Here is a 24,784-nt window from a genome sequence, read left to right as displayed (position 1 = left end):
CAGCCGTTGGTCCCCATAACCTGAAAGAGGTCCTTTGTTGTCTTCCTTTGCCCGCACGTCCCAGCCGGAACACGGCGACGGCACCGTCGCCGTTGAGGCGAACTGGTGGCGCCAGGCTGCCGTCTATCAGATCTACCCGCGCAGCTTTGCCGACGCCAACGGCGACGGCACGGGGGACCTCGAAGGGATCACGGCCAAGGTGCCGTACCTGAAGGACCTCGGAGTCGATGCCGTCTGGCTGAGCCCGTTCTACCCTTCTGCCTTGGCCGACGGCGGTTATGACGTGGACGACTACCGCGCTGTGGATCCGAAGATCGGCACGCTGGAGGAGTTTGACCAGATGGTCGCGGCACTGCACATTGCAGGCATCAAGGTGATCGTGGACATCGTCCCGAACCACTCGTCCAACCGGCACGCCTGGTTCCAGGAAGCCCTTGCGTCCCGGAAAGGATCTCCGGCACGGGAGCGCTACATTTTCCGTGACGGCCTGGGGGCCAACGGCGAACTGCCGCCCGCGGACTGGCAGGCGGCCTTCGGCGGGCTTGCCTGGGAACCCGCCGGGGACGGGCAGTGGTACCTGCACACGTTCGCCAAGGAGCAGCCCGATTTCAACTGGGACAACCGCGAGGTGCGCGACGACTTCCTCGAGACCCTGCGGTTCTGGTCGGACCGCGGGGTGGACGGCTTCCGCGTGGATGTCGCCAACCTGCTCATGAAGGACCTTCCCGAGAGCCTGCCCAGCCGGGCGGAACTGGAAGGCATGGACCGGGATTCGGGAACCCACCCGCTGATGGACCGCGATGAGGTGCATGAGGTTTACGCCGAGTGGCGCGCCGTGTTCAACGAATACAACCCGCCCCGGACCGCAGTGGCCGAGGCCTGGGTGGATTCGCCGGTGCGCCGTGCGAAATATGCGGCGCCTGACAGCCTGGGCCAGGCCTTCAACTTCGACCTGCTGACGGCGGACTTCGACGCCGGGCAGTTCCACCGGATCGTCACGGACAACCTCGCCCAGTCCGCCGGCACCGGCTCGTCCTCCACCTGGGTGCTCTCCAACCACGACGTCACCCGGCACGCCACGCGTTACGGGCTGGCGCCGCTTAACGGACGGAAGGGGGTGAAGCAAGGCATCGAGTGGATGCTTGGGGGCGCGCCTGCCGATGGCGTTGACCTGGAGCTGGGCCTCGAACGCGCGCGTGCCGCGACCCTTTTCCTGCTTGCCCTGCCGGGCAGCACCTACCTGTACCAGGGCGAAGAGCTTGGATTGCACGAAGTCGGGGACATTCCGCCAGGAGAGCGGCAGGACCCGGCGTACCACCGTTCGGTGAACCAGCCGGAATGGACGTATGACGGCCTGGGCCGGGATGGGTGCCGAGTGCCCTTGCCGTGGACGGCTTCCGGGCCGTCGTTCGGGTTCGGTCCCGGAGGCGCCCACCTGCCGCAGCCTGATTGGTTCGGCAGGGTCTCTGCCGAAGTCCAGGATGCCAACCCCGCCTCTACCCTGAATCTCTACCGGGAGGCGCTGCGCTTGCGTCACTCCCTGCAGGGCGGCGAAAGCCTTGAATGGTCACGAATCTCCGACGGCGATGTGCTCGCCTTTGCCCGCCCCGGGGGGTGGTTGAACGTCACCAACTTCGGCGACACCCCCACAACGCTGCCCGACGGCGAGCTGCTCCTGTCGAGCGCGCCCGTCGAGGACGGGCTCCTGCCGGGCTCGGCCACTGCCTGGCTCCGGGTGTAAGCACTGTCCGATGCCACCGGCCAGGGGAGGTGTTGACCTTCCAAAAACGGGCATAACATACTTGATGAAGATATAATTTAGGTTCTAAATAAAAGGAGTAGCGTGAGCACCACAGCCGAAGCACAGGCAACGGAGGTTGACCGCATGTCAGACCCCAACTGGTGGCGTCAGGCCGCCGTCTACCAGATCTATCCGCGGAGTTTCGCCGATTCCAACGCAGATGGTCTGGGGGACCTCAAAGGCATTACCGCGAAGGTCCCTTACCTGAAAACCCTGGGTATCGATGCCGTGTGGCTGAGCCCGTTCTACCCCTCGGCGCTCGCTGACGGTGGGTACGACGTTGACGATTACCGCAACGTCGACCCCAAGCTGGGCACCCTGGTGGACTTCGATGACATGGCAACAGCCCTGCACGGCGCCGGTATCAAGCTGATTGCGGACATCGTCCCTAACCACTCCTCGAACCGCCACGAATGGTTCAAGGAAGCGCTGGCCTCTCCGAAGGGCTCGGCGGCACGGGACCACTACATCTTCCGCGACGGCCTGGGGCAGAAAGGCGAGTTGCCGCCGTCGGACTGGGACTCGGTCTTTGGCGGCCCCGCCTGGGAGCGCATCACCGAGCCGGACGGCACGCCCGGCCAGTGGTACATGCACATCTTCGCCAAGGAGCAGCCGGACTTTAACTGGGACAACCCGGAAGTCCGCGAAGACTTTTTGAAGACTTTGCGCTTCTGGTCGGACCGCGGCGTGGACGGCTTCCGCATCGATGTTGCCCACGCACTGACCAAGAACCTCGAAGGAACCCTGCCCACCAAGGCAGACCTTGAGGCCAGGAGCCACGGAACGGATGGCTTTGTTGACGGCTCGCATCCCTATTGGGACCGCGACGAGGTCCACGAGATCTACGCTGAATGGCGCAAGCTCTTCAACGAGTACACCCCGCCGCGAACCGCCGTCGCCGAAGCCTGGGTGCACGCAGACCGCCGCGCCCGCTACGCCAGCCCCGAGGGCTTGGGCCAGGCTTTCAACTTCGACCTCCTGCAGGCCGACTTCGACGCCGCCCAGTTCCGGAAGGTCATTACCAAGAACCTGGCCGAAGCAGCGTCGTCCGGGGCATCCTCCACCTGGGTGTTCTCCAATCACGACGTCGTCCGGCACGCCACGCGCTACGGACTGCCGGCAGCGGCAACTGCGGCTGAGAGCGAAATCATGGCCGGCCAGGCCGGCAAGCGGTGGCTGCTGGACGGCGGCCGGCAGGAGGACGTCGACGTCGAACTCGGCCTGCGCCGTGCCCGCGCCGCCTCCCTCCTGATGCTGGCCCTGCCGGGCTCCGCCTACCTGTACCAGGGCGAGGAGCTGGGGCTGCAGGAAGTGGGCAGCGAAATTCCGGACTCTGAACGCCAGGACCCTGCCTTTTTCCGCAACAAGGGAGTAGACATCGGGCGCGACGGCTGCCGGGTTCCGCTGCCGTGGACTGCTGATGGCACCTCCTTCGGATTTGGCGACGGCGGATCGCACCTGCCGCAGCCGGAATGGTTCAGCCACTACGCGGTCCAGGAGCAGGACGGTGTGGAAGGTTCCACGCTGGAGCTCTACCGCTCCGCCCTGAAGCTGCGTCGCGAACTTCAATCTGCCGAAACCCTGCAGTGGCTGGAAAACCCCGCACCGGGAGTCCTGCACTTCACCCGCCCCAATGGCTGGCAGACGGTAACAAACTTCGGGGACACCGCCGTCGAGCTTCCCGAAGGAACGGTGCTGATCAGCAGCTCCGCGTTGGAGGATGGCAGGCTCCCCGGCAACTGCACCGTTTGGCTTCGCTGACAGCCGGATTGTGGCCGGAGCCGGCGAGGCAGCCTTTGTTTCCCCTGGAGGCTGCCCGCTGGTCACAATCGGTAAATAGTGACTTTTGTACTTATTGGTCTCTTCGGAACAGCTGCTGGCTTACGCTTTGTCCAGTGCGGAAAGATACGGTAGTAGCATGACGTCTATTTCCACGGCCGCAACCACCCGGCTTGATCGCACCATCCCCGCTGATATCGCCCGTTCCTGGCTTCTGGTTAATGCCATGAAGACTGAGCTTTTCGACCAGTCGGCGGTCTCGCGAGCGGATTCGATCATTCTGGACATCGAGGATGCCGTGGACCCGTCGCAGAAGGATGAGGCCCGGAACAACGTCATCGACTGGCTCACTGCCGGCGGCAAGGCGTGGGTCCGGATCAATGACGCCACCAGCCCTTTCTGGGCTGACGACCTGGCCGGCCTGCGCGGCACGCCCGGCCTGCTTGGCGTGATGCTGGCCAAGACCGAATCCGCGGACCAGGTCACCGAAAGCTTTCACCGCATGGACGGGAAAACGCCCGTCATCGCCCTCGTGGAATCCGCGCTGGGCATCGAGGAAGCCAACAACATCGCCAAGGCGCAGGGCGTGTTCCGCTTGGCGTTCGGGTCAGGCGACTTCCGCCGCGACACCGGTATGGCCGCCACGCCGGAGGCCATGGCCTACCCGCGCGCCAAGCTGGTTGTTGCCAGCCGGGTGGGCAACCTGCCCGGTCCGATCGACGGCCCCACTGTAGGAACGAACCACCCGATCCTCCGCGAACAGACCGGCGTCACTGTCATGATGGGCATGACGGGCAAGCTTTGCCTCGCCATCGACCAGACCAGCGTGATCAACGAGGTCATCAGCCCCACGCCTTCGGACGTCGCGTGGGCCACCGACTTCATGGCGGACTTCGAAGCCAACGGCCGCGTTATCCGCGACGGCTCGGACCTGCCGCGCCTGGGCCGTGCCGAGAAGATCATGAAGCTTGCCGTAGCGTTTGGCGTTCAGCCCGCGCTGTAGCGCCCATCTTCTGGAGAAGTGCCGAGGACCCCGTGACCGATACCCGTTATCTGGTCCACGGGGTCTTTTGGGATGGTCCGCCCTCCCAAACGCCGGAGCACGACGGCGGCACTCCGGCTTTGCGGATCCAGTCGCCCGCCGGGGTCCTCAGCAGCGTCAGCCTTGAGCCGGGTTCCCGGCTCGGGTTCAGGACTGCGGTCCGGGGCAGGTTTTGCCTGGGGCATCACAAGGTGTTCTCTGCCTCGAGCCGTGAGCATGTCCTCTGTCCGGGTAACTCGCCGGCCGTTAAAGGTAAACAGTGCGAGCGGTGTTTCGCCATGGACGACTCCCGCCTCATTCACGACTTCCACCGTGGCGGCCAGGTTCCGGACGGACTGCGCAGCTACCTGATGCAGGAGCACTGGCTGTATGTCGCCACTTTTGCGGACGGCACCAGCAAGGTAGGTACCGCCTCGAACCTGAGGAAATGGAACCGACTGGCCGAACAGGGTGCCGTGGTGGCCAGGTACGTCGCACGCGCGCAGGACGGCGGCGTGGTGCGGGTGCTGGAGGACCTGGTCACGCAGGAGGCCGGGCTGACCCAGCAGGTGCGCTCGGCAGCCAAGGCGGAAGCCCTGACAGCCCCGAGGCCAGGCGGTGAGCTGGACTTCCTCAACCAGCGCCACGCTTCCACCGTTCGCGCCATGCTGCACCAGGCCGCCGTCGTCGATTTTGAGCTGGTGGACGAGCTTTGGGTGCGTCCGGCGCAGGCGGCACTGCTGTGCGGAGCGGGGGAGCGGCATACCTATCCACAACCGCTGGATGCCGGACAGCATGGCTTCCGCATAGTGGCGCTCTGCGGAGCGAATGCGCTGGCAACCCTGGACGGCAGCGAGGCATGGTTTGTAGTGAATCTTGGCCAGTTGGCAGGTACTGTCTTCCAGCTGGGAGACTTCACCTCCGAGGTGCCTGTTGTCCAGGAACCGTTGTTCTAAGGCCGTGCCGCGAAGTCTCGGTAGACTGGCACGGTGCTGAACGAATTCTGGGCCACCGCGCCCAAGTCCTACAAAATCCTGGTCTTCACGGCAATGGGGCTGATCGCCGGCGGTATCATCGTGAACCTTGCAGGCAACACCAGCGGCAATTCCGCCCTAGCCACGGCTTCCCTGCCGCTGATCGGGCTGGGACTTCTCCTGCACATCATTGGGATAGTTGTCCGCGGCCAGGCCATCCGGAAGAACCTGCGCCGGTAACCTTCGGGCAAGCCGGAAGCCTGCAGCTAGGCTTGAGACCATGAGTATAAATCCGGACCTGCAGGGCCGCAGCTACCCTGCCGCAGAGGTGTACCACGTCGGACGCGAAAAAATCCGCGAATTCGCCTCAGCCGTCAAAGCCACCAATCCAGCACATTTCGACGTCGACGCGGCCATCGCGCTGGGCCATCGCGACCTCGTTGCGCCGCCCACCTTCGCCATCATCGTGGCGCAGCGCGCGGATGCGCAACTGATCGCGGATCCGGCATCCGGAATCGACTTTTCGCGTGTGGTCCACGCAGACCAGCGCTTCACCCACCACCGGCCCATCGTCGCCGGCGACCAGCTGGTAGCCGAGCTCCACGTGGACGGGGTCCGTCCCATGGGCGGCGGCGCCATGATTACCACCCGCGCCGAGATTCTTGCGCTGGCAGAAGACGGCAACCGCGAGAAGGTCGCCACCACCACCTCATCACTTCTGGTCCGAGGAGAGGGGCAGTAGCCATGAGCCCAAAGATCACCGAACTCAGCGTCGGCCAGGACATCGGCAGCCGCACTATCGATGTCACCCGCCAGGACCTGGTCAAGTACGCCGGTGCCTCCGGAGACTTCAACCCCATCCACTGGAACGAGGCATTCGCTACCTCGGTAGGCCTGCCCGGCGTCATCGCGCACGGTATGTTCACCATGGGTTCTGCCGTGCAGCTGGTCAGCGACTGGGCAGGCGACCCCGCCGCCGTCGTGGATTACCAGACGCGATTCAGCAAGCCCGTTCCCGTGGCAGACACCACGGGAACTCCCGACGCCGGCACGCAGATAGAGGTCAGCGGTACTGTAGGAGCACTCGATCCTGAGGCCGGCACGGCACGCATCGACCTGACCGCAACTGCCGGTGGCGTGAAGGTGCTGATGAAGGCCCAGGCCGTCGTCAGGCTGTCCTGACCAGGAAGCCAGCGCGCCAGCCTGGGGCCGGCGGGCCTGCCATCTCAGGGTCAACGGCCGCCGCTGACAGGCAGCTCTCACTCTGGCGCACCGGAGTGGTTATTGCCTACGCGGCCAGCGGCCTCGCCTTCTCCTCCTGGGTCTCACGGCTTCCCGCCATCAGGGACAGCCTTGACCTGACCCCGGCCAACATCGGACTTCTGTTGCTGTGCCTGTCGCTGGGCTCGTTTGTCTCGGTATCAGCATCCGGCCTGATCGTGCTGCACTTCGGATCCAAGGGGACTGTCCGCATCGGCAGCATGATGGTGGGCTCTGGCCTGGTACTTGCCGGTCTCGGAACCACTGTCCTGGCGCATCCGGTGCCCGTCGCGGCAGGCCTGGCCATCATCGGGCTGGGAACAGGCAGCTGGAACACGGCCTCCAATGTGGAGGGCGCCGCCGTCGAACGCGCCCTTGGCCGGCACATCATGCCCCGGCTGCACGGTGCCTTCAGCCTGGGAACAGTCGCCGGTTCCGGGCTGGGTGCCTGGGCAGCGTGGGCGGGCCTTCCCGTCTTGTGGCACCTGGCCGCTGCCGGTGCCGCCGTCGCCCTCTCAGTTTCCACGGCGTCGGCCTGGTTCCGTGCGGACATCGAACCGGTCCCGCCGGAACGCGTATATCCGCCGGACACTTTGGAAGATCCGCAGACCGGCCCTGTCCCCATCCTCCCGCGGGCAGAATCCGCCGCGGACATGCCGCTGGACAACAAGCGCATGATCGCCCAGGCCTGGCATGACAAACGGACCCTCCTGATCGGCGTGATGGTGCTGGGGCTGGCGCTGGCCGAGGGAGCCGCGGCAGACTGGGTGGCTCTTGCCCTGTCCGACAGCTACCACCAGTCCGATGCTGCCGGAGCCATGGGCTACGGATTGTTCGTGACATTCATGACCGTCGGGCGCTTCGCCGGCACCCATCTGCTGGACCGCTATGGCCGCGTCCCGGTGATGCGGGCCTGCGCCACCCTGGCAGTGGCCGGCCTGGCACTCTTCGTCTTCGCCCCCGCCCCTTGGGTGGCTTTTGTTGCCCTGGCACTGTGGGGGTTGGGTTCCTCGCTTGGCTTCCCGGTGGGCATGTCGGCCGCCGCCGACGATCCGGCCAAGGCTGCCGCCCGCGTCTCGGTGGTCTCCACCATCGGATACGGCGCATTCCTGTGCGGTCCGCCACTGCTCGGACTGTTAGCCGAACACGTCGGCATCCTGCACTCGCTGCTGGCCGTCCTGGCCATGCTGGTGGTCAGCTTCCTGTTGTCACCGGTGGCACGCAAGACAAGCTGACCCCGGGCCGTCCACGGGCTAGGCTGGTGGGGTGAGCCAGACACTGCTTTCCCAGATCACCACCGCCGCCGTCGGGGGCCCCGCCGCCACTTACATCGAGGCACGCACGGAGGCGGAAATCATCGAAGCCGTCCGTTCTGTGGATGAAGCCGGCGGCGAGCTGTTGATTATCGCCGGGGGGTCCAACCTGTTGATTTCCGACGACGGATTCCCCGGTACCGTGCTTCGAGTCGCCACCCAGGGGTTCACGGTTAATGCGGAGGATTCGTGCGGCGGCGTTGCGGTGGTGGTCCAGGCCGGCCATGACTGGGAGTCCCTGGTGAAGCATGCCGTGCTGCATGCGTGGTCCGGTCTGGAAGCACTGTCCGGCATCCCCGGCTCCACCGGTGCCACTCCTGTGCAGAACGTGGGAGCCTACGGCTCGGATGTCTCCCAGACCATCGCTGCCGTCCGGACATGGGACCGTGAGCAGAACGCCGTCAGAACCTTCACGAATTCTGAGCTGAAGTTTGGATACCGCACTTCCTTGCTGAAGCAGTCCACAGTCAACGGCTCGCCACGGTTCGTGGTGCTTACTGTGGAGTTCCAGCTGCCTCTTGGTCGCATGAGCGCGCCCATCCGGTACGCCGAGCTGGCCCGCTCCCTGGGCGTCGAGCCAGGCAAGCGGGCGTACGCCACCGACGTCCGGCGCGAGGTACTGCGGCTACGCGCTTCCAAGGGCATGGTGCTGGACTCCTCGGACCGGGATACTTACTCCACCGGTTCCTTCTTCACTAACCCTGTAGTGCCCATTGCTGTTGCCGATGAACTGCCCGAAGGTGCCCCGCGCTACCCGTCCGGGTCAGACGGAATGGTTAAGCTCTCAGCTGCGTGGCTGATTGAGCACGCGGGATTTGCCAAGGGATACGGCCTGGACCCGGACAGCGCATCCGGCGGGCGGGCGTCATTGTCCACCAAGCACACGCTCGCCATCACCAACCGGGGTTCCGCTACCGCCAAGGACATGCTCGCAGTGGCCCGCGAGGTCCGGGACGGTGTTCGTGACGCCTTCGGGATTGAACTGCACCCCGAACCGCTGCTGATTGGCCTGGAACTCTAGCTCCGTGGGGCGTGCCCTCACCCGACGGCGGCGCCTCCCGGGAGGCGTCCCCGGCAGCTCCTAGGATGAGGGCATGGCTAAGAATGCGGTGGATCAGCTCAACGGCAAGGTCATGGGCAGACTCAGGCTCATCAGCCAGGGCATGCTTGGATCCGGCTTCAGCAGTGTTCCCGATGCCGTCCGGTGGATGACCGCAATGCAGGCACAGGACCTTGCTGCAGCCATGTGGGCCGTAGGCTGCCGGGTTCCCGGGTCACGGCTCAGCGACGTCCGGACGGCGATCGACGCCGGCACCATTGTCAGGTCATGGCCTATGCGTGGAACGCTCCACCTGGTGGCACCGGAAGACCTCCGCTGGATGCTGGACCTGACTGCCGAGCGGCTGCTTCGCTCGGTGGTGTCACGGCACCGCGAACTTGGCATCACCTGGCCGGATGTTGAAAAGTGCCGTGATATTGCGCTCGAACTGATTGCGGCCGGCGGCCCTGCCAGCCGGGCAGCGTTGTTCACGGCGTTCGAAGCGGCCGGCCAGTCAACTCGAGGCCAGCGAGGCATCCACATTCTGGGAACCCTGTGCCGCCACGCCTGGCTGGTGCTTGGCCCGCTGGCAGGCAACCAGCAAAAATTTGCGGCCTTCGACGACTGGATTCCGGTATCCCGCAGACTGGAACGGACCGAGGCCCTGGCCGAATGGGTGTTTCGTTACTTCAGCAGCCACGGCCCGGCAACCATCCGTGACTTCGCCTGGTGGACGCAACTGCCCTTGACCGAAGTGCGGGCGGCCTTCGAATCCGTGCGTGACCAGCTGGCACGCCTGGAACTCGAAGGCACCGAATACTGGATGTCACCCCGTGTTGCTGCATTGCTGGAGGAAGGCGTCCCCGGCCAGCGTTCAGTCCTGCTGTTGCCCGGATTCGATGAATTTGTTCTCGGCTACCAGGACCGGAGCCTGGTCCTGGCATCCGAGCATGCCGGCAAGATTGTGCCCGGCAACAACGGGGTGTTTAAGAAGACGCTCGTTGCCGGGGGAGAGGTCATTGGCACGTGGGCGCTTCAAGGCACGGGCACGAGTGCCGGCGTCGTGCCTGAGCCTTTTGACGGGTGCAAGCCGCCGGTCTTCAGCAAGGCGGCGCGGCAATACCTGGACTTCCTCGCCGGCTGACCGGTCCACAGGCCACGCTGCCTCGAGTAAAGCGGCTGTGCCCCGCAATACCGGTGCCGGGCAGCAACGCTATTGCGGGGCAGGACCGCTGACGCCGGCCGGGCCCCCGTGCGGGTGCCTAGAGGTTGCCGGTGGCGATGTTGAGCATGCGGCGCAGCGGCTCGGCGGCGCCCCAGAGGAGCTGGTCGCCTACCGTGAAAGCGCTGATGTAGTCAGGACCCATTTCCATCTTGCGGATCCGGCCAACCGGAATGTCCAAAGTACCGGACGCTGCGACGGGAGTCAGTCCGGCCATGGAATCTTCCTTGGTGTTCGGAATAACCTTGGCCCAGTCGTTGTCGTTGGCCACGAGATTCTCGATCTCGGAGACGGACAGGTCCTCACGGAGCTTCAGCGTCAGCGCCTGGGAGTGCGAGCGCATGGCACCGATCCGGATGCAGAGGCCGTCCATGATGACCTGGTTTTCGGCCGAGGTGCCCAGGATCTTGTTGGTTTCCACACCGGCTTTCCACTCTTCCTTGGACTGGCCGTTGCCCAGGTCCGCATCGATCCACGGGATCAGCGAGCCGGCCAGCGGCACCCCGAACTGGGTGGCATCGATGGCAGTGCGCTGGTGGGCCAGGACCTTGCGGTCGATGTCCAAAATGGCCGACGCGGGATCGTCCAGTTCGGTGCTGACCTCGGCGTTCAGTGTGCCGAACTGGCTGAGGAGCTCGCGCATGTGCCGGGCGCCACCGCCGGAGGCCGCCTGGTACGTCATGGAGGTACCCCACTCCACCAGGTTGTTCTTGAAGAGTCCACCAAGGCCCATCAGCATGCAGGAAACGGTGCAGTTGCCACCGATGAAGTCCCTGGTGCCGTTGACGAGGCCTTTGTCAATGACGTCGCGGTTGATCGGGTCCAGCACGATGATCGAATCGTTGTTCATGCGCAAGGTGGAGGCGGCATCGATCCACAGGCCGTCCCAGCCGCGGCTGCGCAACTCGGCGTGCACCCGCTTGGTGTAGTCGCCGCCCTGTGCGGTGACAATAATGGGCAGCTTAGCCAGGGTGTCGACGTCGAACGCGTCCTCGAGCTTGCCGGCGCCTTCAGCAAAGGAAGGCGCGGCACCTCCGGCGTTGGAGGTGGAGAAAAACACCGGGTTGATGTTGGCGAAGTCGCCCTCGTCCTGCATGCGCTGCATGAGGACGGAACCGACCATGCCGCGCCATCCGACCAGGCCGACGGAAGGGGTAGCTGCTGTAGTCATCCGCCCAGTTTAGTCGCCCCGTCGGGCACCGCGCAGTCGGTTACGTCACTCATTCGGCTGAGGGGTCATAACGGCGAATGCCGGCCCTGTAGAGGCCGGCCTCGTATCCGCCAGCCCTGTAACAGTCGAACAAGACTAGTCGAATTGCCGGGACGTGGGATCCGGAATTCCACGTTCCCGGCGGATGCGCTTGGCCCGCGCCGCGATAGCGGCCAGACGCCCGGCGTAAACTGCGCCGCCCAAGCCCACAACGGTCAGGGCCAATGCGCCCCATAGCGGTTCTTCACCGCTGGCGGTGGGGCCGGTGACGAGCAGCAGCGAAAACGCGGCGAGGGCCGCGAAGAACACGGCCATGACCGTAAAGCCGCCGGCCGTACGCACGGTGGGGTGCGAGCTCGCCGTGAGGACTCCGATCTCGTCCCGGGCGTAGCTGTGCAGGCCGCCGTCAACCGTGCGGCAGAGGACGCGCTTTTCGCCACGCGCCACTGCCTGGTCATGGTAGGTACGGACGTCGTTGTCGTGGTTGGTTGGGTGGGCGCCGTTGTTGCCCGGAATCCGGTTCTGCAATTTTTTAATCCTGTCGAATGAGCCGGATCTGGTCCAGCACCTGGTCGTCGGAGAGGCCGGTGAGCTCCTCGATGGGTTTCGCAGGAGTGTCCAAGGCTCCGTGCCCTACGGTCCATGTATCGCCGGTGCGCTTGATCAGCAGTTGCTGACGCGCGGGATCTTCCAGAAGCCGCACCGTGGCCCCGCCGGCGGGGTGGTCCTCCAGGTGCTTGCGGACAATGAAGAAGTTGGCCTCGGCGGGGCTGACATCGGGGCGCTGCGCCATGGCAAACCAGCTCAGGTAAGCCCGGGGTTGTAGCAGGATCCGGTACTCCGGGGACTCGACAGAGAGCACGTTGTCCACCGAATCGGCAGTCAGGAGATTGAGCTGCACCCGTTTGGTGGCTTCGGTCAGGGCTGCTGTGACTGCGGCAACCGGCCCCGAAACGGACAGTTCCCCTCCTTCGGCCACTGTTGCCTCGCCACGCGCCACCAGCGATGACGCTCCGGCGGAGAGCAGGCCGGCATCTTCACGTTCCTGCCCCAGCCTGAGGGCTTCGGCGGACGCTATGGAGGCCGGACCCGGGCGGAGGTTCAGGAGCACCAGAAGTTCGGCGAAGCCAAATCCCAGGGAGTCCGGATATACCTGCCCGGGGGCCTGCGGCACGGAAGTAGTCGATTCAGTCACTGGAGTTTCTCCTCAGTTCTCAGAAGCCAAAAAAGTCGCCGACAGCATCCGCGCCGTCGCTCAGTGCATCACCAACGGCTTCCGCTCCGTCGGCGATCTTATCGCCCACGTAGTTCACCGAATCATGGATGACTGGGACATTGTCATAAAGTGCCAGCGCGCCGCTGGCCACCATGCAGACAGTACCGGCGGGCGGCGGCAGGAAGGACCCGGCACCCAGCAGGGCCTTCGTGGTGGAATAGGCGGCCGAACCGTAATCGCCGTCACGGACCGCATTGTAGGCGTCCAGACTGTCCAGGCCCACGCCGAGGACACCCAGTCCCTTGCCGGCGGCGTCCAGGTACTTGAAGGCCTTGGTGGTGTCGTCGAGGCTCAGGACCTCGTGCAGTTTGCCCTCGAACAGGTTGTTGGACATGTTGAAGAACTTGCTGAACTCGTTCGAGTTCTGGAACGCCCGCCAGGCTGCGGGATCCAGGAAGTCACCCACACGCGACTTGTGGAGCATGGCACCAATGTCGAACAGTCCCGCCCGCAGGTTGGGGAACGCTTTCGTGAGGGCGTAAATGTCCCAGCCATTGCGGAACGGCGAATCGGGGTCGGCCAGCCAATCCGGGCCTACCGGATTGTTGCCGGATCCGCCGGAGCCGTTTCCGGTCCCGCCCGGGCCGTTGCCGGACCCGCCGAGGTTGCTGGCCCTGTCCTGTTCGTCGGCGTTCTTAAGGAGCAGCTTTGATTCCTGCTTGAGCCGGGTGGCGGCCTTTTGCAGGAGCATCCGGTGGTTCTTGTTCCACTCGGACTGGAAGCGCTCCGCATCGGCGCCTTTCCAGGCTCGGGTGTTGTTGATCTGACTGCTCAACTGCGTTGACTGCTGGAGCAGCAGATCAGCGGACTTGCCGAACTGTTGAGCAAGTGTCCGTAATTGGGCGACGTCCGCGCCCCACAATTCTCCAGCCAATAGCCTGCCCCGTAAGTTTTGGCGCGGATGATGCGCGCAATCCGTTGTGATTCTGCCTCAGAGTACCCGGCACGGGCATCTGTCGCGATGGGTACACCTGCCCATCGCACAAAGCCGGAAGAATTACTCTGTGCGGCCTTCCTGCAGCAACGCGGCTTTCCGCGCCCGCAGGGCGAAGAAGGCGCCGAACGCAAACACCTGGGTGACCACGACGAGAACGATGATGCCCACCATCTTGTTGCCGCCCAGGATAGTGGTCAGGCCGACGATGGCCGACAGCAGGGCAAGCAGGGGCAGCAGCATGTAGCCCAGGAAGAAGAGGGTCTCTGGTTTCTTGAGCATGTCAGCTTTCGGTCCTGGTCCAGTGGGTGAATTTGTAGCGGGTGCCGTTCGCGCCGGTGAGCCAGCCTTCGGCCGGTTCGGTGGCAACCGGAGACCAGCCGGCGTCGAGCTCCGGGGCGTAAGTGTCGCCGTCGGCGTCGACGTCGATGGTGGTCACCACGGCAGTATCGGCCAGGGGCATGGCCTGGCCGAAAACCTCGCCACCGCCAAGGATCCAGACCGTCCCGTTACCTTCCGCGAAGCGGGACTCGATCAGCGCCTCATCGAGGGAACCGACCACGACGGCGCCGTCGGACTCGGGAACCGTGGCCCAGTCCGGATTGCGGGTAATCACAATGTTGGTCCGGTTGGGCAGGGGCCGGTACTTTTCCGGGAAGGACAGCCATGTTTTGCGGCCCATCACGACCGGATGCCCTTGGGTGAGCCGGGTGAAGTGCCTAAGGTCCTCCGGGAGGTGCCAGGGCATGTCGCCCTCCCTGCCGATGACTCCGGCGGGGGTCTGCGCCCACACCATCGCGACGCCGGTGATGCTGCCGGCCAGGTTCTCCGTGAAATCGGGTGTGGTGTTCATACCGCGATCGGCGCCTTGATCGTGGGATGGTGCTGGTAGTTGACCACGCTGAAATCGTCCAGGGTGTAGTCGAAGATGGAGCCCGGTTTGCGGGTGATCTCCAATTGGGGGTACTCGTACGGGTCACGTTCCAGCTGTTTGAGCACCTGGTCCACATGATTGTCGTAGATGTGGACGTCGCCGCCGGTCCACACGAACTCGCCCGGCTCCAGGCCGGCCTGCTGTGCCACCATGCGGGTGAGCAGTGCGTACGAGGCAATGTTGAACGGTACGCCGAGGAACATGTCTGCGGAGCGCTGGTACAGCTGGCAGGACAGTTTTCCGTCAGCTACATAAAACTGGAAGAACGCATGGCATGGCGGCAGCGCCATGTCCTTGAGCTCAGAGACGTTCCAGGCCGAGACAATGTGCCGGCGGGAGTCCGGATTAGCCTTAAGGTTCTCCACCAGTTCCGCGATCTGGTCGATGTGTCCGCCGTCCGGGGTGGGCCAACTGCGCCACTGCACACCATAAACAGGGCCGAGCTCACCCTGGGCATCAGCCCACTCGTTCCAGATCGTCACGCCCTGATCCTGCATCCACTTCACATTGGAGTCACCGCGCAGGAACCACAGGAGTTCTACCGCCACGGACTTGAAGTGGACCCGCTTGGTGGTGATGAGCGGGAAGCTCTGCGCCAGGTCGAACCTCAGCTGCCGGCCAAAGACACTGGTGGTTCCGGTGCCGGTCCGGTCCGACTTGTGCATGCCGTTGGCCAGCACATCGCGCAACAGATCTTCATACGGAGTTGGGATAGTCACGGCTAAAGTCTACGGCTTTCCGGCCGTGCGCGTCCGGCGCAACTGGCTGCGGAGCAGATCGAGGAGAAGCTCGTCGCTCAGGCGTGCCTCGAGGCCCGCAGAGACCAAAAGGTCGACGGCGTCAGTTACCTTGGACGGCACCGTGACACCGGGCTTGCTGCCGCTCCCGCCCGCGGTTGGGGCAACCACAGTTCCGGCCCGTCGGCGCGACTGGATCTGCCCGGCCGCCTCCAGCTCCTTGTAGGCCCGGGCTACGGTTCCGCTGGCTAAGCCCAGGTCCGCCGCCAGAGCGCGTACAGTGGGCAACCGACTGCCCGTGGCCAGCGCTCCGGTGGCGATCAGCGCGCTGATCTGTGAGCGGATCTGCTCATACGGCGGAGTCGCGGAGGTGAGGTCAACAGACAGCAGGGGATCCATCAGCGGTACTGCACCACTTCGACGGGGGAGTCCTGATGGCCGGGAACGAAGGACCGTACAGGGATCAGCACCAGGACAACCGCCGCTGCACACAGGACTGCGCCGGCGATCATGGCCGGATCCCATTTCAGGTACGCGTCGGTTGGTGCCAAGGGGTTGCCCAGGCCGAAGAACCAGCGCCAGGCGAAACTTTGGCTCGACACCAGAAGTCCGCCCTGAGCCAAAAGGAACGCGGCGACGGTGCGTACCAGCCGGTAAATGCTGATGCCCCGTAATGCCGTATCGAGTCCAGCAACGCTCCCGCCACAGTTCTGCCGGTGCCGGATAAGCAACAGCGGCGCAAGTGCCAGAACCATGACCACGGCAGTGGCGATGGCCGGAGCAACCCAACGGTATTCCGGCCCGTACAGCATCCCGCCGGCGGTGAAGTCACCGTGAATGGTGACTGCCAGGACCGTCAGGAAGACGGCCGCAGCCACAACAGCCACCGTGAAAAGCGCCGGGCTGACCGGCTGGCGGGGCAAGGCCTTTTCGGTGCCGGGCCGGCCGTAGTTTCGCTGGAGCAGGAGTTCACCGGCTGCGATAGTGAGCAGGACTGCCCCTGCCATAACGGCGACCACGATGGCTGGCTGCGTCAGGACAAATGCGCCGAACGGCAAAACCAGAAGAAGCAGGGCTGCCCCGACTCCGGCCAAAGCCAGGGCGGCGCCCATGGAAACGATCAGTCTGGTTGCCGGCTGGGCCGCCTCCCGGGGCGCGGCGAGTGAACGGTCCGGACCGGAAGCTGCCAGCGAGGTGAGCCGGGGTGGCCGCCACCCCCACATCACGAGCAGGATGACCAGCGAAACGATGCCCCAATAGTTGACCCAGACGCTGGGCCGGGGCAGGGCAGGATCCGGGAGGGCGGCATAACTGCCGGCGATGGCAAGCAACCCGCCAGCAACAGTTGCCACGGTGCGCAGCAGCCGGTTCATGGCGATGGTCCGCAGGAGGTCGTTATCGGCAGGATCGAGGGCCTCCAACTGCCGGCGCCGTGCAATGAGCGCCAGGACCGCCCATGTGCCCAGCGCCAGGACAGCGAGGGCGCCGCCGAGGCAAGCGGCCAGCAGGTAACCCGGGATCCGCCCATCCCTGCCGGCGTCCCGATACATAGGACCGGATGAAGGATTCGCGTTCTGGTCGGGGGATATTTCTGTGGGCGGGATGGCTCCATAGCCGGGAAGGGTGGCCGTGTAGCAGATAGCTATGGCAGCGGCCACAAAGATTCCGGCGGTGGTCCAGGCAAGGCTGCGCGGCAGGAAGTCGGCGATGCGCCTGACGGAAAGGGGGGCTGTCCGGTGGGTCTTCAACGGTTCCGGATACGTGACTTGACCAACGGCATGGATTGCCAGCACGGTCAGGATTGGCCAGGCAAGAGCGGTGAGTATCTCGGAAGTGCTCGTAGGTGTGTGGCTGTCGTACGGCGTGCTGCGGACGATGCCGGCGTTCACCGCGCCCTGCAGCGAGCTGCCCATCCAGCCCATGATGCCGATCCAAAACGCGTGCTGCGAGATGGATTCCATTGTGGCCCTGCCGCCAGGCGCGACAATCACCCATCGCAGCAGGACGTACACGCCAATTGCCATGGCAAGGGGCCACAACAGCATCAACGGAGGCACGCCGGCAAAGGTGACTCCAAGTTCCGGAAAGCCCACATTTCCCCCAACGCCCGTACCAGAATTTGTATCAATGTATCAAGTATTTGATACAAAACAGCGGCGGTCAAGGGATCAGCCCCCGGGAAGGGAGAGGACTCAGTCGTCGAACGGTTTGAACTGCTCCACGGAAACGATCCGCTCTTTCTTTCCCATGGCTATGTGGCAGATGATCATCTCACCCGGAGCAAGGTAGGGATCCGAGTGCGGAAGAAGCGACCGGAGCCGTGGCGGCATGTGTTCGCCCAACTGGCTCAGCACTGTAGGCAACGCCGGTCTGTGGGTGCAGAGGACCACCGGCCGCTGCTTGTCGAATAACCACTCAACGACCGCTGCCGTCTTTTTCGGGTTGCGGGCGTGCCTGTGCTCGGTGAGCGCCTCAATCCGTTTGATCTTCGCATCCACCGCCTTGGCATAGGGCGCCACGGTGGCGATGCAGCGGACCCATGGGCTGGTGACCACGCGCAGGGGCCGCCACGCCTGAAGCAGGCGTTTGACGGCCTGCGCCTGGCGGACGCCGGTGGCAGCGAGAGGACGTTCGCCTTCTGCCCTGGTCCAGGAAGAACGCGGCTTGGCTTTGGCGTGCCGGAGGATGATGAGCGGCCAGGTGAGCAGCTCCCCGCGTTCATGGGCTGCTGCGAGATACTGAAGAGGCCCGACGTCGGACGGATTGGACAGCATGGCGGCGGCCGTCTCCGGTGAACACCATTTCACGGCATCCACTTCCTTGCCGTCGGGGCGCAGCAGCGTCCCTTCAACCCGGACAGCCCAGTAGTGGACCACCTTGATGCCCGATGCCACCCGGTAACGGATGGAGGGCAGGGGGATGCCCAGTGGCGCTCGCAGCCCGATTTCCTCTTCTATTTCCCTGACGGCGCATTCGGGAACGGTCTCGCCCGGGTCCAGCTTGCCCTTTGGCCAGGACCAGTCGTCATAGCGCGGCCGGTGGATCAACAGCACCTCAAGCCGGTCCTTGACGATGCGCCACGGAACGGCGCCGGCGGCGGTGACTGCCACCGGTTCGTCCGTGAGTTCGGCCTGGTCTGTAATCGGTTTGTCGCTGACCAAGTGCACAGTCCTAGCGCCGGGTCAGGGACCGCTGGCGTGAACGGGACCGCAGAAGCCAGGACTGGATGTCCGCCAGCGGGGTCCCGTCCTCGGCAAGGTGATGCCTTGACCAGTTGCCCCCGCTGTCCAGGTGCCAGCTGGACGTGGCCGGGTCAACGTACCGCTCCAGGAGGTCATGCACATAGGTGATGTCCTCGGCGTTGGTCAGCTGGACCAGGGCCTCCACGCGACGGTCAAGGTTCCGGTGCATCATGTCCGCCGAGCCGATGTACACCACAGGATCGCCGGCATTGGCGAAGGCAAATACCCGCGAGTGCTCGAGGAACCTGCCCAGGACGGAGCGGACCGTGATGTTGTCACTCAGTCCGGGCACGCCCGGGCGAAGGGAACAGATGCCGCGGACTACAACATCAACGCGCACGCCGGCCTGGGAGGCACGGTAGAGAGAGTCGATGATGGCTTCATCGACCATCGAATTAACCTTGATCTGCACCCGCGCCGGCAGGCCGGCGCGGGCATTCCTGATCTCGGTTTCTATTCGGTCAATCAAGCCGGAACGGACGGAGCGCGGCGCCACGAGCAGCCGCTTGAAGGTGGACTTGGGCGCGTAGCCTGACAGCTGGTTGAACAGCTTGGAGAGGTCTTCGCCAACCTGTTCGTTCGCAGTCAGGAGCCCGAGGTCCTCGTAATAGCGTGCTGTCCGCGGGTGGTAGTTACCAGTACCGATGTGGCAGTAGCGACGGAGGCCGTCAACTTCCTGCCGGACCACCAGTGAAAGTTTGCAGTGGGTTTTGAGGCCCACAATTCCATACACCACGTGGACGCCGGCCTGTTCCAGCTTGCGGGCCCAGGAAATGTTGGCCTGTTCATCAAAGCGGGCTTTGATTTCCACCAGTGCCAGGACCTGCTTACCGGCTTCCGCGGCGTCGATCAGGGCATCGACAATGGGGGAGTCGCCGGAAGTGCGGTACAGCGTCTGCTTAATGGCCTGGACCTTGGGATCGGCTGCCGCCTGCTCCAGGAAGGCCTGGACCGAAGTGGAGAACGAATCGTAAGGGTGGTGCAGCAGGATGTCCCGGCGGCGCATCGCTGCGAAGACGTTGGCTGCCTTGGATGTCTCGGATTCGTTGAGATAGCGGGAGGTGTGGGGAACCTGCTTAGGGTAGTGCAGGTCCGCGCGGTCGATTCCGGCGATAACCGACAACCCGCGCAGGTCCAGGGGCGCCGGAACCGAGTAGACCTCTGACTGTTCAACGCCGAGCTCCCGGATCAGCAGGGCCAGGATGTTCGGGTTAATGTCGTGGGTGACTTCGAGGCGGACGGGCGGGCCGAACCGGCGGCGCAGCAGTTCCTTTTCCAGCGCCTGCAGCAGGTTCTCGGCGTCGTCCTCTTCCACCTCGACATCCTCGTTGCGGGTAACCCGGAAGATGTGGTGCTCCAGGACTTCCATGCCCGCGAACAGCTTGTCCAGGTGGACGGCAATGACTTCTTCGAGGGCAATAAACCGGGCCACCCGGCCGGCCACAGCTCCGGCTCGCGGACCATCGATGGAGATGAGCCGGGGCAGCTGGTCCGGGACCTTGAGGCGGGCGAAGAGTTCTTTGTCGCTCACCGGGTTGCGGACCACCACGGCGAGGTTCAGGGAGAGCCCGGAAATATACGGGAACGGGTGTGCGGGATCAACGGCCAGCGGCGTCAGGATGGGGAAGACTTTCTCCGCAAACATCTCGCTCAGCTGCTGCTTGGCCGCGTCATCAAGTTCATCCCAGTGCATCAGGTGGATGTGCTCGTAGGCCAGTGCGGGACGGATCTGTTCGGCGAAAACCTGCGCATGGCGCTGCTGCAGGCGGTGTGCTTCCTCGCTGATCTTCTCGAGGACTTCCACCGGGCTCAGGCCGGCCGGCGACGGGACGGCCAGGCCGGTAGCGATGCGGCGTTTGAGCCCGGCCACCCGGACCATGAAGAACTCGTCGAGGTTGGACGCAAAGATGGAGAGGAAACTCACCCGCTCCAGCAGGTGGAGCTTGGGGTCTTCGGCAAGCTCCAACACGCGGGCATTGAAGGACAGCCAGCTCAGCTCCCGGTCCAGGAACCGGTCCGGGCGGATGTCGCCGTCGGGTTCGAGGTTCGGGGCGAATTCCGGGATATCGATCCGGTCCTGGGTGGCACGTGACGCGGGGACTTCGGAGGAACCAAAGCGCGCGCGGGCAGGAGGTGCTGCGACCTCCCTCATCGCTGCATCGGCAGTATCAGGTTGCATGGTGTCTCCTTTTGGTGGCACGGGCTGGTGCGGACCGGCAGCCGGCGCGAGTCTACTTCAACCTTACAATCATTCGCTCCGCCCAAGGCCCTGGTATCCGGCAAGCCATGACGCATTCCGGGGGTAAATGATTAACCTTTGGCAAACGCTTACTGACGCTCCGCCAACCGCCCATAGAGGACATCCATATCCCAGCGTGTGAAACCCAGCTTGCGGTACAACGAAACGGCCGCGGCATTGTCCGCATCGACGTACAGCATGATTGCCTGGAGTTTCCGTTGCTGGAGATATTTGATGCCCGCGATGGTCAGGGCCTTGCCCAGGCCCAGTCCCTGGGCCGCCGGGGCGACTCCGACGACGTACACCTCGCCGATCGGCGGGTGACCGCCGTGGGCCGGATGGATCTTGGTCCAGTGGAATCCGACCAACGTGTCGGAGGAGTCCTCGGCAAGGAGGAAGCCTGCCGGGTCGAACCAGTCCTCAGCCATCCGGGCTTCCAGGTCTGCAAGGGTCATGGAACCCTGCTCCGGATGGTGCGCGAAGGCCGCGCTGTTGGCGGTCAACCAGGCATCTTCATCCTGTCCGGGCACGAAGCTGCGCAGTGTCACCCCGTCCGGGAGGCCGACGTCGGGCAGTCCCGCAGTGCCGTCCGTCAGCCTCATCTTCCATAATTCCCGGACCGGGCCGAAGCCATAACGGGTGGCCAATTCAGCCGCTGCCACATGGCTGCCGTGGGCCCATGCCTGCAGGCCGGACAGCCCCCTGGTCTTTTGCAGTTCGCCGATCAGGCGGCCTGCTGCCCCCATATTCCGGTAATTGGGATGAATGGCCACCTCCAGCGTCCCGGTCCCGTCCGGCTCTTCAACCACGACCGCGGTACCGGCAAGATCAGAGCCGCCCGCCGGATGAACGTCCGGGCCGGCGGAACTGCTGGCGCGGGAGCTGTCCTCAGGTGCGTACAGCAGCAAGGAGCTGACGCCGGCAGAACCGGCTGCCTCGGTACTGAGCGTGATGACTGTCTGCTCGGACAGCGGAGGATTGCCGTCGGATTCCTGAACGGCTGCCAGGAGGCCGCGGACGTCGTGAAGCAGCGGAGCATCCAGCCCGCCTTTAATGGTCAGGACTGGCCAGGATTCCGGATGTGCGGGACTCATAGGCCAAGGCTATACGCACGCCGGCAGATCAGGCCTCGGTGAGTTCGTCTTCCTGGTGCCGCACCAGCGTCAGCCGGTAGCCGACATTCCTGACAGTGCTGATCAGGTTTTCGTGGTCTGCACCCAGCTTGGCCCGCAGGCGCCGCACGTGGACGTCGACTGTGCGGGTGCCGCCGTAGTAGTCGTAGCCCCATACTTCAGTGAGCAGCTGCTGGCGGGTGAAGACCCGCCCGGGGTGCTGGGCCAGGTACTTGAGGAGCTCGAATTCCTTGAAGGTCAGGTTCAGCGGCGTGCCGTTGACCCGGGCGGTGTAGCTGGCTTCATCGATGACGACGCCGGCGGCACGGATTTCGGAGGGGGTGTTCTCTGCTTCCGGTACGGCACGGGCTATCGACAGGCGGATCCGGGCCTCAACCTCTGCAGGGCCTGCCGAATCGAGCACGATGTCGTCCACGGCCCAGGCGGAGGAGACAGCGGCCATACCGCCTTCGGTGAGGATCAGGACCAGGGGAGCGCTGAGGCCGGTGGCCTTCAGCAGCTGGGTCAGCGAGCGTGCTCCTACCAGATCCTTGCGGGCATCGAGCAGGACGATGTCGCAGGGATCGGTTTCCAGGAGTGCCGTGGGCTCGGCGGCAAGAATATGGACCCGGTGGTTCAGCAGCTCAAGGGCAGGCAGGATATCAACCGAAGAGCCGGTGCTGTTCGTCAGTAACAGGATGTGCGACATTATTCCTCCAAGGGCCGTCCGCGCATCATTGAGCGTCTGAACCGGGTTTTCACCGGCCGGTACTGGCAGCCTGCACAGGATTGCGGTTTGGGTGATCGAAAGTTGCTGCGACGTTTCCACCGCAACCGTTCACCGTCAGGCACCTGCACAGAATGCTTAGCTGAAGAACGAGTATACCCAGCAAGGTGCCCTGAATCACTGCAGCAGGCCGCTCGGCAGGCTGGTTTAGGACATATGCAGGTCACATAGGGCAGGATTGGAGGGACAGGGCCCGAACTCCCTTGCGGGGCGCAATTGCATGCAAACTACAGTCAGCGAAGTACAGCCAGGATGGGAATGCAGCGAAAGTGAGTCCAGAAGTGAAAGCGGACGCCGGCAGTTACGATTCCGCCGGAGATGACGGCCCTTCCGGAGGGAACAGGCATCACGGCCAAGGTCCCGACGATGATGTACGCGGGATATCCGTGCAACCGTGGTTGATCGGGCTTGCCGGACTGTTGTGCCTGGGCGCCATCCTTGCCGGCGTCTACACCTCACCGCAAGTCCTCCTGGGTGTAGCTGTGGCGGCTGCCCTGGTGACGGGCTACGGCTGGCCGCACTTCCTCGAAGTACCTGCGCGGAAAACCCTGGCAGCCGTGATCGCGCTGCCGGGTGTCGGCTCCGCCTGGGCTGCCCATACTCTTCCCGCCCCCGGCTACCTGGACGCCACCCCGGCCTTTATGGCCATGGGTTTCATCGCCGTCTTTGTTGTGCAGCTGCTGCGCGGGACGGGGCAGGCCAAGCGCCTGGAATCCACATTGGGAAGCTGCGCCGGAGTGCTGCTCTCCTGCCTGGGAGCCGGCTGGATCGCCGGGGCACGGTTCAACGGGGTCCGGGAGATGCTGGCCATTGCTGCCGTCAGTGCCGCCGTCGCACTCCTCGTATGCCTGATCCGCTGGCCGGACAGGATTGTGGCGCCGCTGGGCATTGCCGTGGCCGGGCTGTCCGGCCCGCTGGCCGGGCTGGTGTTTTCAGATATCGCCGTGCTGCCCGCTGCAATATTCGGCGTGGTAGTAGGCGCCGTCCTGGTCAGTTTCCGCAGATTGGCCACCCTGCATACCGGTCCGATCAGCATTCCGGCGGGGCTCAGTGTAGGGATTGCGCCTGTCCTGGCAGTGGGCTCCCTGGCCTACTTCATAGACAAACTTCTTATCTACTAACGCGTTAGGATGTCAGCATGTCTGTTCTCGCATTCGAAATTTTCTTCCTTGTCCTGCTTGGCATCGCCAGCATCGCCATGGCCTGGTTCGCCGGTTACGTCGTTTACCGCCTCTTCAAAGGCCAAAAGTAACGCCTGCGCGCGTCCCTGACTTCGCTAGAGGTAATTGCTGTGCCTATTGAGATTCCTACGGACCTGACCCCTGAACTGGTCCCGCTTTCCTGGCTCATCGGTGAGTGGGAAGGCAGCGGGCGGCTTGGCCGCGGCGATGAGGATTCCGAACATTTCGTCCAGAGAGTCTCCTTCACCCACAACGGCCAGCCATACCTTCAGTACCGCGCGGAGAGCTGGCTGACGGATGAAGAGGGCACCATCCTGCGTCCGTTGTCCGTGGAGATCGGCTTCTGGGCACTGGAGCGCAAGCAGCTGGACGCGGACGTCGGCCCGGGCCTTACTCCAGCGGACATCGTTCCGGCACTGAAGAGCGCGGACGAGGTGGAAGCACTCCGCAATGCGGAGGGCGGTTTCGACATCTCCGTCTCCATCACCCACCCGGGCGGCATCACCGAGCTGTACTACGGCCAGATCAAGGGCCCGCAGATCCAGCTCGCCACAGACATGGTGATGCGGGGCAGCCACTCCAAGGAGTACTCAGCGGCCACCCGGATTTTCGGCCTGGTGGATGGCAACCTGCTGTGGCGCTGGGATGCAGGAATAGAAGAAGGCAAAGGCCTGGAAGCACACGCTTCCGCCTTCCTTAAACGCGTTGCCGGCTGATCTTGGG

The 24,784-nt window shown here is 64.2% G+C and carries 25 protein-coding genes; 12 read left to right on the top strand and 13 right to left on the bottom strand.

The window, feature by feature from the left end; all coding sequences use genetic code 11:
* Positions 1 to 37 precede the first annotated feature (37 nt).
* From AC50X5_RS03915 to AC50X5_RS03870, 10 genes are all read left to right on the top strand, one after another.
* Entirely contained in the window at positions 38 to 1,741 is a 1,704-nt protein-coding gene (locus tag AC50X5_RS03915) for a glycoside hydrolase family 13 protein (protein ID WP_494974783.1), read from the top strand.
* Between the two features lie 102 nt (positions 1,742 to 1,843).
* Positions 1,844 to 3,562 carry a glycoside hydrolase family 13 protein gene (locus AC50X5_RS03910; RefSeq protein WP_494974782.1) on the top strand — a complete coding sequence of 573 codons (1,719 nt, stop codon included), beginning with the start codon at positions 1,844 to 1,846 and terminating at the stop codon, positions 3,560 to 3,562.
* Positions 3,563 to 3,719: 157 nt separating this feature from the next.
* On the top strand, positions 3,720 to 4,583 hold the full coding sequence (locus AC50X5_RS03905; protein ID WP_494974781.1) for an HpcH/HpaI aldolase/citrate lyase family protein: 864 nt from the start codon (positions 3,720 to 3,722) through the stop codon (positions 4,581 to 4,583).
* A gap of 32 nt (positions 4,584 to 4,615) precedes the next feature.
* Complete coding sequence (locus tag AC50X5_RS03900; protein WP_494974780.1) at positions 4,616 to 5,557, top strand: DUF2797 domain-containing protein; 942 nt, start codon at positions 4,616 to 4,618, stop codon at positions 5,555 to 5,557.
* A 33-nt stretch (positions 5,558 to 5,590) separates the two neighbouring features.
* On the top strand, positions 5,591 to 5,815 hold the full coding sequence (locus AC50X5_RS03895; protein ID WP_494974779.1) for a DUF3188 domain-containing protein: 225 nt from the start codon (positions 5,591 to 5,593) through the stop codon (positions 5,813 to 5,815).
* A 40-nt stretch (positions 5,816 to 5,855) separates the two neighbouring features.
* Complete coding sequence (locus AC50X5_RS03890) at positions 5,856 to 6,317, top strand: FAS1-like dehydratase domain-containing protein (RefSeq protein WP_494974778.1); 462 nt, start codon at positions 5,856 to 5,858, stop codon at positions 6,315 to 6,317.
* 2 nt (positions 6,318 to 6,319) lie between these two features.
* Positions 6,320 to 6,757: a MaoC family dehydratase gene (locus AC50X5_RS03885; protein ID WP_494974777.1), complete on the top strand. Its 438-nt coding sequence runs from the start codon at positions 6,320 to 6,322 to the stop codon at positions 6,755 to 6,757.
* 95 nt (positions 6,758 to 6,852) lie between these two features.
* Positions 6,853 to 8,070, top strand: coding sequence for an MFS transporter (locus tag AC50X5_RS03880; protein ID WP_494974776.1), 1,218 nt, complete (start codon positions 6,853 to 6,855; stop codon positions 8,068 to 8,070).
* Positions 8,071 to 8,101: 31 nt separating this feature from the next.
* A complete protein-coding gene (locus AC50X5_RS03875; protein ID WP_494974775.1) occupies positions 8,102 to 9,169 on the top strand; it encodes a UDP-N-acetylmuramate dehydrogenase in 1,068 nt (355 codons plus the stop codon).
* Positions 9,170 to 9,242: 73 nt separating this feature from the next.
* A complete protein-coding gene (locus AC50X5_RS03870) occupies positions 9,243 to 10,331 on the top strand; it encodes a winged helix DNA-binding domain-containing protein (RefSeq protein ID WP_494974774.1) in 1,089 nt (362 codons plus the stop codon).
* A gap of 118 nt (positions 10,332 to 10,449) precedes the next feature.
* Here the strand turns inward: AC50X5_RS03870 and asd are convergent, their stop codons facing one another.
* The 13 genes from asd to AC50X5_RS03805 all read right to left on the bottom strand — a co-directional run bounded on the left by asd (position 10,450) and on the right by AC50X5_RS03805 (position 22,802).
* Complete coding sequence (gene asd / locus AC50X5_RS03865; protein ID WP_494974773.1) at positions 10,450 to 11,580, bottom strand: aspartate-semialdehyde dehydrogenase; 1,131 nt, start codon at positions 11,578 to 11,580, stop codon at positions 10,450 to 10,452.
* Positions 11,581 to 11,715: 135 nt separating this feature from the next.
* Complete coding sequence (locus AC50X5_RS03860) at positions 11,716 to 12,147, bottom strand: hypothetical protein (RefSeq protein ID WP_494974772.1); 432 nt, start codon at positions 12,145 to 12,147, stop codon at positions 11,716 to 11,718.
* Positions 12,148 to 12,151: 4 nt separating this feature from the next.
* Entirely contained in the window at positions 12,152 to 12,814 is a 663-nt protein-coding gene (locus AC50X5_RS03855) for a hypothetical protein (protein ID WP_494974771.1), read from the bottom strand.
* Positions 12,815 to 12,833: 19 nt separating this feature from the next.
* A complete protein-coding gene (locus AC50X5_RS03850; RefSeq protein ID WP_494974770.1) occupies positions 12,834 to 13,769 on the bottom strand; it encodes a WXG100 family type VII secretion target in 936 nt (311 codons plus the stop codon).
* A 123-nt stretch (positions 13,770 to 13,892) separates the two neighbouring features.
* Entirely contained in the window at positions 13,893 to 14,111 is a 219-nt protein-coding gene (locus AC50X5_RS03845) for an NF038396 family protein (RefSeq protein ID WP_463934695.1), read from the bottom strand.
* Between the two features lies 1 nt (position 14,112).
* Positions 14,113 to 14,682, bottom strand: a complete 570-nt coding sequence (locus AC50X5_RS03840) for a dihydrofolate reductase (protein WP_494974769.1) — start codon at positions 14,680 to 14,682, stop codon at positions 14,113 to 14,115.
* Positions 14,679 to 15,482: a thymidylate synthase gene (locus AC50X5_RS03835; protein WP_494974768.1), complete on the bottom strand. Its 804-nt coding sequence runs from the start codon at positions 15,480 to 15,482 to the stop codon at positions 14,679 to 14,681. Before AC50X5_RS03835 ends, AC50X5_RS03840 begins: the two co-directional genes overlap by 4 nt.
* Positions 15,483 to 15,491: 9 nt before the next feature.
* Complete coding sequence (locus tag AC50X5_RS03830) at positions 15,492 to 15,899, bottom strand: GntR family transcriptional regulator (protein ID WP_494974767.1); 408 nt, start codon at positions 15,897 to 15,899, stop codon at positions 15,492 to 15,494.
* Complete coding sequence (locus AC50X5_RS03825) at positions 15,899 to 17,593, bottom strand: hypothetical protein (RefSeq protein WP_494974766.1); 1,695 nt, start codon at positions 17,591 to 17,593, stop codon at positions 15,899 to 15,901. The genes AC50X5_RS03830 and AC50X5_RS03825 overlap by 1 nt, the downstream gene beginning before the upstream one ends.
* Positions 17,594 to 17,692: 99 nt before the next feature.
* Positions 17,693 to 18,661 (bottom strand): NUDIX hydrolase, encoded by a 969-nt coding sequence (locus AC50X5_RS03820; RefSeq protein WP_494974765.1) that lies wholly within the window; start codon positions 18,659 to 18,661, stop codon positions 17,693 to 17,695.
* Positions 18,662 to 18,671: 10 nt separating this feature from the next.
* Positions 18,672 to 20,921, bottom strand: coding sequence for an RNA degradosome polyphosphate kinase (locus tag AC50X5_RS03815; RefSeq protein WP_494974764.1), 2,250 nt, complete (start codon positions 20,919 to 20,921; stop codon positions 18,672 to 18,674).
* 149 nt (positions 20,922 to 21,070) lie between these two features.
* Positions 21,071 to 22,075: a mycothiol synthase gene (gene mshD / locus AC50X5_RS03810; RefSeq protein ID WP_494974763.1), complete on the bottom strand. Its 1,005-nt coding sequence runs from the start codon at positions 22,073 to 22,075 to the stop codon at positions 21,071 to 21,073.
* Between the two features lie 28 nt (positions 22,076 to 22,103).
* Entirely contained in the window at positions 22,104 to 22,802 is a 699-nt protein-coding gene (locus AC50X5_RS03805) for a winged helix-turn-helix transcriptional regulator (RefSeq protein WP_494974762.1), read from the bottom strand.
* 464 nt (positions 22,803 to 23,266) lie between these two features.
* Between AC50X5_RS03805 and AC50X5_RS03800 the strand changes: the two genes are divergently transcribed.
* The gene (locus tag AC50X5_RS03800; protein WP_494975222.1) at positions 23,267 to 24,001 is read left to right on the top strand and encodes a permease; all 735 of its coding nucleotides are present in this window, start codon (positions 23,267 to 23,269) and stop codon (positions 23,999 to 24,001) included.
* A gap of 170 nt (positions 24,002 to 24,171) precedes the next feature.
* Positions 24,172 to 24,777: a nitrobindin family protein gene (locus AC50X5_RS03795; protein WP_494974761.1), complete on the top strand. Its 606-nt coding sequence runs from the start codon at positions 24,172 to 24,174 to the stop codon at positions 24,775 to 24,777.
* Positions 24,778 to 24,784 lie beyond the last annotated feature (7 nt).

The organism is Pseudarthrobacter sp. MDT1-40-2, assembly GCF_059383595.1.
The sequence above is the reverse complement of the archived record's forward strand: the minus strand, read 5'-3'. Positions and strand labels throughout refer to the sequence as shown.